This window comes from Ignavibacteria bacterium, from assembly GCA_013177855.1.
Taxonomy (GTDB): domain Bacteria; phylum Bacteroidota; class Ignavibacteria; order Ch128b; family Ch128b; genus Ch128b.
This window is the reverse complement of record JABLYA010000001.1, coordinates 1920794-1935633: the sequence shown is the minus strand read 5'-3', so window position 1 is coordinate 1935633 and position 14840 is coordinate 1920794. Positions and strand designations below refer to the sequence as shown.

Genomic DNA, 14840 nt, shown 5'->3' with positions numbered 1-14840 from the left:
TCACTTCGGGATTAAAATTTTGAATGTTGAACCTTTGTTAATTTCACTTTCAAACTCGAGCTTGTAACCGTGCAAGTCCAGAATTTTTTTTGTAATTGATAAACCGAGTCCCACTCCTCGTATTTCCAAACCAGGTCTTTCAACTCGATAAAATCTGTCAAAAATTTTTTCTTTATCTTTTTCTGGAATTCCATAACCTGTATCTCTGACTTCAACTAAGTAATTATCTTTTGTTTCGTAAAGAGAGATTGTCACTTTTCCGCCTTTGGGGGTGAATTTAATTGCGTTACTTATCAAATTGTTTATTGCCTGTTGCAGCTTGTTTTCATCAGCTTGAATGAAAATTGGTTTTTCCTGTAATTGAATTCCAAACTCAATACCAGCAGCCAGTGGTTTGAACTGTTCATAAGCACGGGTTAGAATCTGTTGTAACTCAACATTTTTTAATTGAAGAGATGCATTTCCTCTATATAATTGAGATACATCAAGCAAATCGTTAATCGTAGCGGCAAGTCTTTTACCTTCATTTAATATGATATCTAAAAATTCTTTGTAAATTTCTCTTGGTAAATCGGGATCATTTTTCAATGTTTCAGCAAAACCAATTATTGAAGCAAGTGGTGTTCTTAATTCGTGGGAAACACTTGATAGAAAATCCTCTTTCAATCTTTCTAGTTCTTCATAAGAAGTTATTAAATCGACTTTTGATGAAGAAGATTTATCCAAAACTTTAATGAAATTTTTTTGCTCAAGTGGATCTTTTTCGATATCAGTTATCTCTTTGAGCTTAAAGAGAAATACATATCTAAAATTTTGATTTATCTCCCCGTTTACTTTGTAAGCTTTCACATCAAATGGAATTTGCTGGTTATAGCTCAATGTAAAATTCAAAACTCCATTATACTGTGCACTTTCTTCCAGCGAATTAAAAACAGTATTAAACTCACCTTTATCAGGTTTAAATAACTGATCAATTTTAACATCCTGAAGCAAAATCTCATCTTTATTCGCCGAATTACATAATTGAGATAAAACTTTATTGTAGAGTTCGATTTTTCCGGTCTTATCAGTGAGAATAATCATATCGTAATCTTTAACTCCCTCGTTTAGAATTTTTATTAAATCAAATGTTTTCATCGCTGTGTTCTTTTTTAATTTTTTCTTCAAAAGAATCCTTATACTCATTGAAGAAAATTATAAACTCCAGCGCCTCAATATAAAAACTGAATGTATATTTAAAAATTCTTTTTACTCTAACATCAAGTAATTTCTTTAATATCGCTAAACTTATAATCATACCTATTATAAGTGAAAACAAGCTGCCAAAGGCGGCTCCAACAAGGCTATATTTTGGTATTAAAAACAAATCTAAAATCAAATTAAACAATAAAAGAGTTATCATTAAATTAAAATTGAAATGCGGTTTCTCCAACGATTCAACTGTAATCCCAAAATATTTTATAAAAGGTTTGAACAAGCTGAAAAGCAGAATAATGTAAACCGCCGGAATTGTATCTAAATAGGCATCGGTTGCGATAAATTTTACTATTGGTTCAGCAAAGATTTCAAGTACAATCAAAGCAGGAATTACAAATGCAAGAATTGACCCGACAGACCTTTCATACAAGTGCCTTAAACCTTTGTTGCCAACAATTTGAAATCTTTGTCCTGATTTTGGATAAACAACTGACGCAACCGAAGTCATCGGGATATCTGAAAAATTTCCAATTCGCATTGCAGTATTATATGTGGCAACAACTTTTGTATTGAAAAAATATCCAAGCAAAATTTGGTCAATATTTGTGAAAAGAATTGAAACAACATTGCTTCCGAAAACATATTTCCCAAAATCGATTAATTTTTTAAGCCATTTCAAGTCAATCTCTTTTGAGATCTGTATAGTCTTTCTATTTGCAATCATTAAATAAACTCCACCTATAATAACAGCAAGAGATTGAAGGAAAGGTAAATGATAAACAGGAAAATTATACTTTGAAAACACAATGTAAGCTATCATCCCAATGAAAAGAGTGTTGCGTAACAAATTGCTGTAATATTGATTTCTAAATGAGAGATTTGCTTGTTCTATTGCAGAAAAGTAAAGAAATGGAATCTGACAGAATGCATATATTGGGTAGTACATCAACAATTTGTAAAACTCATAACTTGACCAGATTCTACCAACAATTGGCGCTATAAGGTAAATAAGCAGCATTAAAATCATTGTAAATAAAATGTGCAGGAATAGTGATGCACTCAAAACTTTTGAGTATTCACTTTTTGTTTCCTGCGTTGATGCATATCTTACAAGTGCATTTGTAACAAAGCCTGCTCGAGCAACATCAGCAAAAGAAGTCACGGCAAGATATAATGCCCATGCACCAAATTGTGATTTATCATAAAACCGCACCAGCAACACAAACCCTGCAAACCCTGAAATAAACAGGACAGCGTTAATCAGAAATGCGTAAACACCATTTGGCAGCCAGTATTTTTTAATTTCGGTCATTGATCTTCAATTTCTCATAAATTTTGTAAAGCTCTTGAATCTGTAAATCAATATTAAAATTTTTTTCAATTGTTCTTCTGGCATTAGCACCAATTTTCGAACGAAGCTTATCGTCTCTTGAAAGTTCAATTATTCTTCTTGCAAAGTTTTCAACATTTAAATTTTCACAAAAGCCATTTACTCCATTTTCGATAATTTCATTCATAACTTGAATATTCGAAACAACAACTGGAATTTCGCAAGACATTGCCTCTAAAACGCCATAAGGCATTCCCTCCCAGAAAGATGGTAGAACATAACAATCAATTGCATGTAAATATTTTTTAATTTCAAAAGAAGGTTCTAAAATTTTTACAACGCTGTTCAAATTTCTTTTTTCTATTTCGTCTATGATTTTTTCTTTTAAGTCCCCATCACCGATTATTAAAAGCTTATATGATTTTCCACTATCAGAATCATTCTTATTTAGTGTTTGAATTAAGTCAATCACAAAAAACGGGTTCTTCTGATGTGTGAGTCGAGCAAAGTAACCAATGACAAAATCATTATCGCTAAAACCAAGTTCTGAACGAAGTTTATAATTTTTATCTGGATAAAATTCGAAAGTATCCACTCCATTTTTAATTAACAGCTTTTTAGATGGATTTACAAAGTCCCCTTTTTCAAAGTCACTCTGGGAAACCAAAATTACTTTATGAGCAAAAGCACAAATAATTCTTTCGATCAACTTTCGCAAAAAATTTTTAATCGAATTCATTTCAGAATGAAAAGACCAGGAGTGTACGGTATAAATTAATTTTTTCCCAGTAAGTATAGAGGGAAGTAAAGCCAGAGCGGCGCCTTTAGTTCCGTGAGCATGAATTAAATTTATTTTTTCAGTTCGAATAATTTTTATGATTCTTAAAATATTTGAAAGAAAATCTTTTCTCTTTTTTGATAAAAGATAGAACTTAATTCCTATTGATTGAACATATTCACTAAGAAAACCCGAGCTTAAACTAACCAGAACAGGTTTGAATTGAACCCTACTAATTGAATCAAAAATATACTTCAAGTGAGTTTCTCCGCCACCAAATTCAGCCTGTCTAATTATGTATAAAATATTGTAACTACTCATCTCTCCTTTTTGACTTTTGACTTTGTAAGATTTCTTCAATGGACCTTGATTTGTGATGCTCTGTTTTTAATGAATCAGTTTTTGCTTCTCGAAATTTAATCACAGAAAAAATCTGGTTAATAAATATTAATGGAAGTGATAAAATTAATTTGACTGATAAGACTTTGTTTTCTTTCAATATTTTTGAAAGGACTAGTGTAAAAATCAGCAAAAGAATAAAAAGGATAATTGAACAAAGTAAACAAATCCAGTAACCAATAATTATTAAAATCAGAGATATGAAATAGATGAAATTCAATGGCGGTCTGAGGCTTATTAATCCAATATGAATTTGATCGAATTTGAAATTCAAAATCCCTTTAACCAACAATTTTAAGCCATATTTTATTGAATTATAGAAATGATAATAAAGCCAGCGGGTTCTTTGTTTTAAATAACTTTTTGATGAACCTATCTTCTCATCATATATAATAGCTTTACTGCAAATCTCAACTGGAATTTTTCTAAGTAAAAGTTCCGACTGAAGAATTTTATCAAATCCACCTTTGGTTTGAATCAATGGTATTAAGTCACGAAATAGATTAGTTTCAATTGCAAAACCGGAACCGCTTAAAGTTCCTGATAAGCCTAACTTTGAAGGAATCAGGCGATCAAGTTGATTGTAAACATAGTCTGTTATTGCATCGATCTTTTCAAAAGTCGAATTCAGGTTTTTCGGTAATCGCAAACCTTGAATGACTTTTGTGCTTTTCGTTATTGAGTTATTCAGTTCAATTAAGAAGTCAGGATGAACAATATTATCTGCGTCAAGAATTACAACAAAATTATAACCATTTGCAAGTTCAATTGCTTCTTTAAGTGATTCAGCTTTTGAATGAGATGATAATAAAACATCAAGAACTTTAATTTTATTTCTCAATTTCGAAATAACTCTATCGTCACATTGATCATTTATCAGTACAACATCGAAAAGATGTTTGGGATAAATAATTTTTTCAAGTGCATCTAAAGAATAAATTAAAATTTCCCCTTCTCGATAAGCTGGGATTAAAATTAAAAATTTTCTTTTCCTCTCAGATTGAGATGATTTCTCATCTAAGAATAAAGCTAAGGCAAATAGAATAATTTCATAAAATAAAATCACAGAGAAAGGAATGAAAAGAATACAGAAAACGATTTTAGTAATTAAATCCATCTAAATTTGAAATCTTCTATTTTAAAATGATACACTCTACCCTAAATTATCGAAAAATAAGGAAATAATTTGAACCAAATTGAGAAAAATGATAAGAGAACTGCAGCGGAAGGGAGTAGAAGGCTGCAGTTCCGGGGTTTAGGGACTTAATGTCCCAAAAACTCAATTAAGAGGATAGAGAGGTGAGTCAAAAATTTGGAAAGAGAGAAGATTTTTACCAGTATTGAAATAGAAAGTCCTCGAATGAGAACCTTCTATTTCGTCAGCATTTTTTCTGCACAAAGGAGAGCGCGGAAAACTTAGAAGGGAATAGTTACTTAGTTGATTTATTTTTTGTTTATTAAGGGTGATAATATGACACTCTTGATTTTTCCTGTCTAAAACCTTTGAAGACTTCAATTCAAGTTCGATTAAAGCTTCAAAGATTTTAGTTTCTAATTCTTTTATCAATTTATGTATGTTTAAGTTTTTCATAACATTAAATCTTTGTCAAATTGAATGCCAGTTAAAATTTCAAATTTTTTACTGAAAATTTATAGCCAGATTGTTTCATAATGATAAGTGTTTAATCTTGATATCTTTTATTTCCTTACCATTTTGAATTTGCTGGCTCAGTAATTTGAGGAATTGTAATATGAATGATCTCGATCTGCTTCTATCAATTACCGCGTCAATTCTGAACTCAAAATTTAATTCTTCGTTTTCATTTAATTCAGAACTAAGAACGATTAATTTGCTTGTTTTATTTATTTCGATAAGGATTTTTTCAATAAAGGATTTCTGGAAGGATTTAATCAAATCAAAATTAAGAATTATAAATTCAGGTGAATTATCCCGTACGAAATTTAATAGATCAAATAAATCCTTACAGAGATAAAAATAAATTTCAGGTTGAAACTTTGTTATTTGATTTTTTATCTCTAATAATTTTGTCTCATCATCAAAGTAGACTACCTTAGCAGCAGGTTTTCTAAGTTTAATGATTACTTTTGTCCCCTTTTGACTTTCAGTTTCAATCATCAATTTACCGTGATTGGATTGAATTATATCATAACAAAATCTCAAACCGAAACCAGTTCCTTTTTCTCCCATTGTTCCAATTTGAATGTCAAAGTTTCTATTGCCGGTAAGCTGCCTTAAGTATCTTTCTGAAAAACCAATTCCGAAATCCTCTATTTGAATGGTTGTAAAATTCTTCTCCTCTTTAGCGGAGATTATTATTTTACCATTTCTATGAGAGAACTTAACAGCATTTGAAATAATGTTTGATAAAACAATTTTCAGATAATTCTTATCAAAGAAAACTTTTGTTTCTTTATCAAAATCTAAGATAACTTGAATTCCTTTCTGATAAATCTGCCCGCTAAAACCTGAAATGACGTTGCTCAAAATTGATTGAAGTTTTAAACACTTAGGAGAAAATTCGAGTAATCCTGCTTCGACTTTTGACCAATCTAAAAGATCGTGAATTAATTCTATTTGCTGTTTAGCAGAATCATAAATGTATTTTAAATATTCTTTCTTTTGCTCTTCGTCAATTTCAACGCCATCATTAATTAAATTGATGAAGTTTAGAATTGTATTAAATGGTGCCTTCAGATCGTGTGAGACTATAGTTAATAGTTTGTTTTTATCGTTATTTAGTTTTTGTAATCGTAGCTCGTTTAATTTTAATTCTGTTATGTCAATCCCTGCGCCAGTAAATTTTATTTTCTCATTATCTTTTTCAATAAGATTTAAGTCAAAAAGATAAATTCTTGCACCATCATCATTATTTAGCTCATATTCGAATCTCGAATAATTGTTAATCTTTAAGTCAAAAACTTTATCTAAAAGTAGTTTTAAAAATTTTTGAAAAGCTTCACTTGATTGATTTGAATTCTGAAGTCTGAGCTCCGTTAAATCAAAAAATTGTCTGGAGGCTTTCAAAATTTTTAATTGAGAATTTGAATATTCTGCTTCGAAGTAGGGAATAAAAATTTCGTCTTTTATTTCGATTAAGTTTTCTTGTGATTTTCTCATTTTTAAATATGCTTGGATTTGAATTAATTCTTCATTTTCATTTAAGATTGGAATTAATATTTCCTGGACTTTTACTTCTCCATAATTTTTTGAATTAATCGAATAAAGAGACTCAAAAACAATTTGATCACCCGAAATTTTTCTTGATGGAGTTGTAGTCTCATAATTTTGTATCAAGTTGAGCCAAAGTTTCGGATTGAGATAGAAATCTTCTGATTTATAACCTGTCCACTTCTCAATATTTGAAGAGACAAAAAGCAGCTTTTGATCGGGAACTGAGAACGTCCAAAATACAACAGAATCCGCAATAATTCCCGAATTTTTGTGGTTTTCTTCAGTAAAAACAGTAATTTTTTGTTCCATAATTCTACCAGATATTTTTCAGCATTTGAAATAAAAACGATTTTTAAATGAACAAAATTTTTTAAGGGCAATAAATATTAGTCATAAATTGTGCCAGAGACTTTTGGGAGGAAGCTTAAAAGAGTAAAGGTGTAATAAATAAATTTTTAAAATTTCAAGAAGTTAAATTGAAATACCCTTTGGTAAATATTCGCAGTCTATTAGACTAAAATTTTCTAATCTGTAAAATTCAGAAATTCTGTTAATCACTCATGGTTATGTGGGCAGAAGCCCACGCTCCACGAGTAGTTTTTATTTTAACGGGAAGGAAGGTGTGTTAAATAAATCAACAAAATCAGAAATTCTTTATTTAACTAATCTAACTTTGCTTTTCTAAATTTTACAGTGAATGTCGAGCCAACTCCTTTTTTGCTTTCAACTTTTATTTCACCGCCTATCAGTTCGACATACCCTTTAGTGATGGCAAGTCCAAGACCAGTTCCCTCAAATTTTCTTTTATAAGATACATCTTCCTGGCTGAATGGTTTGAATAAATGCTTCAAATATTCTTCAGCGATTCCAATCCCTTCATCTTTTACCATCATTTCAATAAAATCTTTTTTGTCAAAAGCTTTAATTAAGATTTTACCTTGATTACTGTATTTAATTGCATTTGAAATTAAATTTTCCAGTATCCCGTGCAGACAATAATCATCAGCTTCAACTATTAAGTTTGATTCTGGTAAATCTACAACAAGCTCCAAATTTTTTTCATCTGCAAGAACTTTCAGCATATCGACAGTATCTATAATATATTTTTTCAAATCAAGATTCTGGATATTTGTTTTAAGTAATCCTGCTTCAAGTTTTGACATTTCAATTAATTGATTTATCGTATTTAATAGTCTCTTCCCACCACGTTCAATTGTTTCAAAATATTTCTGTAAGTCTGGATTTGCAGGATCATAAAATAAATCTTTCAAAACTTCCGTGTAACCAAGAATAGAATTCAAAGGTGTTCGAATTTCATGAGAGATGATTGAAAGGAAACCACTCCGCAGCCTGTTTGCCTCCAATGCTTCATCTCTTGCACGAATGATCTCCTGCTTTTGTTTTAATGATTCAATTGCAAGAGCAATTGACGCAAAAGCTGAATTTAGAAAGTCAATTTCCATCTGGCTCCATTCTCTTTCCTTTTCACAATCGTCAAAACCAATGTATCCATAAAAATCATCTTGAATTACAATTGGAATTAAAAGAATTGACTTAATATCCTGAGCAGCTAAAATAGATTTTATTGGTTCGGGTAACTCTCTAACAATTGCTGCCCAGTATCCTTTCTCTTTAAATTCACCAATTAAATCAAAACCTAAAATATCATAAGGAAGATTCTGTAATTCTGGATTGTCAATTTGAGGAGTTATACCTTCGGCACACCATTCAGCAACTTGACTCATTAGTAATTTCCCATCTTCACTTAATGAATTTTCAAAAACATAACATCTGCTGACATCACTTAGTTTTCCAAGTTTTTCGACCAAATAATTATAAAATCCCTTTAAATCATTTAAGAAGATTAGGGATTTTTGAATTTGTACAAGTGCATCGAGGAACTTTTCTCTTTTTAAAATCTCTTCTTCTTTCTTTTTGATTTCAGTAATATCAGTAAGAATACCAATTGAACCGGCGAGTTTTCCGTCTTTATCATAAAACGGGAATGAATGATCTCTAACCCATTTTAGTTCACCTTTTTTAGTTCTGAGTAGATAATCAGCAAGGTACTCACCAGTTACACCTTTCACTCTATCTATAATCAGCTCATCTTTTGATTTTTCTGGATTAAGTATCAAATAAATTTCTTCAATAATTTGACTAAAACCAATCTTGTTTATCTCTTCAGGTGTGTAGCCAGTTAAATTAACTATGACTGGGCTGATATACTCATATTTCATTGTGGAGTAATTGAGTTTGTAGAGAACATCTCCCGATTCTTCTGCAAGTATTCGATATCTTTCTTCACTCTCCTGAAGTTTTTGATAGGCTTCTAAGGTTGGGGTTATGTCGTGATAATTTACAACATAACCATTAATAACAGGATCATCAATTAAGTTTGTAATAGTTGCTTCAATCCATATCCAGTGACCGAGTTTATGTTTTGCTCTAAATTGTATCGTTTTTTTATCACCAATTTTTTTGAGTGAGTCTAATGTTTGTTTGACAAGCTCCAGGTCATCGGGATGAATTATTTCGAGAGGATTTTGACCAACTCGTTCATCTACTGAGTACCCCAGTACATTTACAGTTGCATAGCTCACATATTTATTTTTAAAGTCTTTTGTAACTATCAAAGTTACATCACTTGAATTCTCAACAAGTTTTCTGAACTTTTGTTCACTTTCAAGAATTTCTTTTTCAAATTCAATTCTTTGTAAAGCATTAAGTAAAATCTCAGAAAAAATGTTAATAAGTGTATCGTCTTCATTAGTCCATTCTTTCAATTGATCAACACAACTAAAACTTAAAAATCCTTTTAATTCACCTTTGAAATATAAAGGCTCCCATAAAATTGATTTTATCCCTTGCTTTGTTAATTCAGTTTTTTCCTTTTCAGCTTCGGCTGGCAAAAGCTGAATGTCTTTGCATTTAAATAATTTCCCAGTAGAAATTATGTTATAAAGAAATGGAAATTCCTCTGATAAGTTTAAAAATTGTAATCTATCTCTATATGATTCTAATCCCATCCTGCACCATTCAAAAACGCAGTTATAAAAACCAGTGACCTGATCTTTAAGAAAAATTCTAATTCGATCGACTTTAAGATGAGTACCGAGATTTCTTATAATTTTTTCTAATTCATCATCAAAATTTTGATTATTCAGGTGAATCATTTCGGAAGCTAATTCGGTTAGAAGTTTTTCGTTTTCAAGTTTTCTCTGAAGTTCAATTAAGGATTTTTTTCTTTCCGTTATATCTCTAACCGAACCGACCAAAAACTTCAATTTACCTATATAATACGCCTTTGCATTGACTTCAACGTCAAAGAGAGTTCCATCCTTTTTTCTATGTTTTGATTCGTAGATATAAAATTCTGATTCCTCAATTTTCTTAAATCTTTCAAATAATTCATTCATTTCATCGACGACACAAACACAATCAATTGTTTTACCAATTAATTCTTCAGGTTCGTACCCATAAAGTTTTTTTACAGCTTTGTTGGCTTTTACAATTTCACCTTTAGAATTAAGAATAAAGATTACGTCATTTATCTGAGAAAATACAATTTCAAATTCCTTTTGAAGGGCTTGCCTCTGCTGTTCTCTCTCTAATTCTCTCTCTAATTCCTCCTGAGCTCGTTTTTTATTAATTCTATAAATTATAAACAAGAAAAAGCCTCCAAAAGAAAGAAGCGATAAAATTAATGTAATAATTATAATGAATGATCTTGACCTGAAACCTTGAAAGATTTCCGCTTTATTTTCCTTTGTAATTAATAAGAGATTGGTTTTCGGAATTTTTTGTAAGACTGCTATTACCGGAACACCGGCATAGTCCAATCCATCATAAATACAAAGGTTTTCATTTTCAGGAAGATTGATCCAGCATTGATTGTTTTCAATGTTTTCCGTCAAGCTAAATGGTTGAATTCTAACTTTTCGCAAGAAGCTTAAATAAATTATGTAGTTGTCTTCCTTCTTGACTAATAAAATTTCCCTTGTGCTTTGAGGCTCTAAGTATTCTATTCTTGGGATAATTGTATTCATTGCATCGTACTGGAATCTGATAAATCCCAGCAATTTTTTGTTTGAGTTAAAGATTGCATAAACTGGATATTGATAAGCATATAAAATTCCAGTTGTTTTTTCTTTAAATAAATCAATGAAAACTTTTGGTGAGTCTTTATCTGAAAATACCTTTAGTGTTAACGAGTCAATGTCATAAGGCAGAATATGAAAACTAAAAAGAATTTTACCTTCAGGATTGATAAAAATTATATCCTCGAGACTTTTAATTAATTTAACCTGGTTTAAAAATTTAAAGATATCATCAGATTTCAATTTATTCTGAAATAAAGCAGCAATTTTCTCATTAAAAAACTCAGCGTTTACTAATTCCCATAATTTATATTCTTGTTCATTTATAAATGTTGAAATTTCGTTAGCTTTAACCGTTGAAATATTTTTCAGTTCTTTAATTTTCTCTTCTTTGACAGTGTAATAATCCTTAATCAGATAATCAGTAATCAAACCAATTATCAAAAGAGAAATAACTAAATAAATTATTATATAAATGGCTGGTATTCTGTTTAAATAACCGGGCACCTTCATAATTACCTCAGGTTAAATTCTTAGGCTAAAGATAAGGAAAAGAATGATTAGTTTAAACGAAGACTATGTTGACGATATCGTCATAAAAAACTGACATATTTTGATCCATTTTACAAGGTCTTATATAGTTTTAAGCCCAATAAATTTTTGAGAATTAACTTGAAAAACTTATTTAAATTGAAATGAAAAAATAAATCATTAATTATGGAAGCAAGGATAAAGAAAGTAAACTCAAAGTCAATAAATAGTTCAGGCAAATATGTCGCTTATGTAATGGAAGCAAGTCAGAGAGCTTATTTTAATCACGCTCTCGAGTTTGCCATAATGCTTTCAAATGAGTACAAAAAGCCGTTGGTCGTAATTTATAATCTTACCGATAAGTATAAATTCAGCAATCTTCGTTATTACACATTTATGATTGAAGGCTTAATAAAGTTAAGGAAGATTTTTGAAGAGCGAAGGATTAAGTTTTTCATTCGTAAGTCAGATTATGTGAATGGTTCAATTGAAATTTCTAAAAATGCAGCCGCTTTAGTTACTGATAGAAATTATTTAAAACTTCAGAGAAACTGGCGGGAAAAAGTTGCTCACTCAATTGATATCCCTATTTATGAAATTGAAACTGATGTGATAGTACCAATTGAATTGGTCTCCCAGAAAAAAGAACCTTATGCTGCGACTATCAGACCAAAAATTTTAAAACTATTAGATCAATTTCTTGAGCCAGTTTCTCATCAGGATTTAAAATTTAAGAGTGATTTCATTGAACTCGAAAGTCTCGATTTCGAAACACCGAACGAATTTATCTCAAAACTTCAAATTGATAAATCGGTTAAATCAGTTTCAGAATATTATGAAGGCGGTTATGATAATGCTTTGAAATTCTTAAAGATTTTTATTGAGAAGAAATTGCCTCGTTATAAAGAATTAAGATCAGATCCAACTCAAGATTTTCAATCTGAATTAAGTCCTTACATTCATTTTGGACAAATTTCAACTCTTCAAATTTTACTGGAAATATTAAAACATTATGATATTAAAGATGAAAATGTTCAAACATTTATTAATGAAGCCGTAATCTGGCGAGAACTTGCAAGGAATTTCTGTTTTTACAATCAAAATTATAATCAATATGAAGGAATACCAGATTGGGCAAAACAAACCCTTGAAGAACATATCAACGACAATCGCGAATTTATTTACTCACTTGAAGAACTGGAATTTGCTAAAACACACGATCCATATTGGAATGCGGCACAAATCCAGCTATTAAAAACCGGTAAGATGCACAATTATATGCGTATGTACTGGGCGAAGAAATTAATCGAATGGACAAAACATCCTAAGGATGCCTTTGATTACGCTTGTTACTTAAACGATAAGTATGAATTAGATGGAAGAGATCCAAATGGTTACGCTGGAATTTCTTGGTGCTTTGGAACCCACGACCGCCCATGGTTTGAAAGACAAATTTTTGGAAAAATCAGATATATGAACGATAAAGGTCTCGAAAGAAAGTTTGATATAAAAAAATATGTTGAAAAATTTTCTACCCTGTGAAAATAGAACTTTGTGATTTTCAAGAAGTAAAAAGCTCAGAATAAAAATTAACTTGATCTTTGAATAAAATGGGAGACGCAATTTCTAAATTTTATTCAAGGTAACTAAATTACAATAATTAATGAGGTCGATTATGAAAAAGATTTTACTGCTTGCATCACTGATTTCAACTTCAATCTTACTTAATAATTTGTTTGCGCAATCACTTTTTTTCTGTGAAGGAGTTGATAAAGAAGGGAACGCAATAACTCCAACAAATTCTTTCACCATTTCAGGCAAAGGAGGATATCTTTATTTTCTTGTTGATGTTGGCTATGAAATAGGGACTGATGAAGTTTATTACGAAATCTATCGAGTTGATTCAAAAGGCAAAGAAATTTATGATAAGACCATTTACAAGGAAGTCGATCCAAAGTCGAAAAAATTTGCTCACCAAATTATGTTCTCAGCTCCTGGTAAATATAATATTTATGTTTACCGTGGAGATGGAATCTACCTTACATCAAATTCCCTTAGAATTAGCCAGAAATAAAATCGGGATAAAAAGATGAAAAACTTTCTCTTAATTCTCCTGCCCATTCTTTTTGTTTCTTGTTCCATTCCATTAAAGAAGGAATCAGAAGAGAAAAAAGAAATCACTTTACAGGAGTTTGAACTCGACAACATCACAGATGCTGAAAAGATACTTGAGATTGATGAAGTTAAAGAAGCTCTAAAAAAGACAAGGATTGATTCCAAAGAAATAGAAGAACTAATTGAGAAGCCAATCTATGAATTCACGCCAGAAGAAATTGATGATTACTTGAAATTTGTTAACGAACTTGAGCCAGATTTGAGAAAAAGAGTAAATCACTTTGCAAGAAAATTTATAGGACAGAATTATGAGATTTATCTATTGGGAGAATTTCCGTTTGAGATCTATGATCCACAGCCACTTTACTCAATTGATAAAAGTGATTGCGTTGTTTTCAGCGAACATGTTTATGCAATGGCTCTTTCAAATAACTGGAAAAAATTTTTTGCAATGCTTCAAAGGATTCGTTATAAAAATGGTGTAATTGGATTACTTACTCGAAATCATTACACTGAAGCAGATTGGACAGTTAACAATTCATGGTTGATCAAAGATATAACTGACAGTTTACCTGGTGTAAAATCAAAATCCGTCGTTACAAAAATTGATCGTGCAAATTTTTTCAAGAAATGGGGAATTGGTCAGGATATACCAGTTCAAGAATTAAGCTGGTCCTATATTCCTGCATCAGAAGTACCTAAGGCATTAAAGTATCTCAAAACTGGTGATTTCGTGAATGTTGTTCGAGGCTACACTCCAGATGATGTTTATGTTGGTCATGTGGGAATAATCTCTGTCGGTTCTGATGGTGTAGTTTATCTTTTTCATTCAACTGAGCCTGAAGTGAAAATGGAACCTTTGCTCGAATATATGAAACGTTCAATCGAATTAAACAAAACGCGAGAGAAAGAAAATCAAATAATAGCTCAAAAGAATACCGAAATTCTGAAATACAATCAACAATTAAGAGCAAGTAATAACGGTAGTCCCCACCCGGATGAGAAAAAACTTTTAGGTCTTAAACCTATTTTCTACGGTTTTAGATTTTTTGAATTACAGGAAAATGCTTTAGAAAATCTCCAAAAGCTTGATGGACCAAAAGCACCTAAAGTCACAATCTTTGGTGAAAATTAGAAATTAAGTTTTAAGATTTTCTTGAATTAAACTTTGATTAGAGACTGGATAATTTTGTGAAG

10 protein-coding genes are annotated in these 14840 nt (G+C 30.7%); 3 read left to right on the top strand and 7 right to left on the bottom strand.

What is annotated here, in order from left to right; translation table 11 throughout:
* The 7 genes from HPY57_08145 to HPY57_08115 form a co-directional block, all read right to left on the bottom strand.
* The gene (locus HPY57_08145; protein NPV11744.1) at positions 1-1137 is read right to left on the bottom strand and encodes a hypothetical protein; all 1137 of its coding nucleotides are present in this window, start codon (positions 1135-1137) and stop codon (positions 1-3) included.
* The gene (locus HPY57_08140) at positions 1124-2509 is read right to left on the bottom strand and encodes an oligosaccharide flippase family protein (protein ID NPV11743.1); all 1386 of its coding nucleotides are present in this window, start codon (positions 2507-2509) and stop codon (positions 1124-1126) included. Before HPY57_08140 ends, HPY57_08145 begins: the two co-directional genes overlap by 14 nt.
* Positions 2496-3626 carry a glycosyltransferase gene (locus HPY57_08135; protein NPV11742.1) on the bottom strand — a complete coding sequence of 377 codons (1131 nt, stop codon included), beginning with the start codon at positions 3624-3626 and terminating at the stop codon, positions 2496-2498. Before HPY57_08135 ends, HPY57_08140 begins: the two co-directional genes overlap by 14 nt.
* Positions 3619-4821 (bottom strand): glycosyltransferase, encoded by a 1203-nt coding sequence (locus HPY57_08130; protein NPV11741.1) that lies wholly within the window; start codon positions 4819-4821, stop codon positions 3619-3621. Before HPY57_08130 ends, HPY57_08135 begins: the two co-directional genes overlap by 8 nt.
* Positions 4822-4983: 162 nt before the next feature.
* The gene (locus tag HPY57_08125; protein ID NPV11740.1) at positions 4984-5295 is read right to left on the bottom strand and encodes a hypothetical protein; all 312 of its coding nucleotides are present in this window, start codon (positions 5293-5295) and stop codon (positions 4984-4986) included.
* A 75-nt stretch (positions 5296-5370) separates the two neighbouring features.
* Complete coding sequence (locus HPY57_08120; GenBank protein NPV11739.1) at positions 5371-7206, bottom strand: PAS domain-containing sensor histidine kinase; 1836 nt, start codon at positions 7204-7206, stop codon at positions 5371-5373.
* Positions 7207-7559: 353 nt separating this feature from the next.
* Positions 7560-11510, bottom strand: a complete 3951-nt coding sequence (locus HPY57_08115) for a PAS domain S-box protein (protein NPV11738.1) — start codon at positions 11508-11510, stop codon at positions 7560-7562.
* Positions 11511-11714: 204 nt separating this feature from the next.
* Here HPY57_08115 and HPY57_08110 point away from each other — a divergent pair, with 204 nt between their 5' ends.
* The 3 genes from HPY57_08110 (at position 11715) to HPY57_08100 (ending at position 14778) form a co-directional block, all read left to right on the top strand.
* Positions 11715-13070: a deoxyribodipyrimidine photolyase gene (locus HPY57_08110; protein NPV11737.1), complete on the top strand. Its 1356-nt coding sequence runs from the start codon at positions 11715-11717 to the stop codon at positions 13068-13070.
* Between the two features lie 133 nt (positions 13071-13203).
* Positions 13204-13602, top strand: a complete 399-nt coding sequence (locus HPY57_08105) for a hypothetical protein (GenBank protein NPV11736.1) — start codon at positions 13204-13206, stop codon at positions 13600-13602.
* 15 nt (positions 13603-13617) lie between these two features.
* The gene (locus tag HPY57_08100; GenBank protein NPV11735.1) at positions 13618-14778 is read left to right on the top strand and encodes a DUF1460 domain-containing protein; all 1161 of its coding nucleotides are present in this window, start codon (positions 13618-13620) and stop codon (positions 14776-14778) included.
* Positions 14779-14840 lie beyond the last annotated feature (62 nt).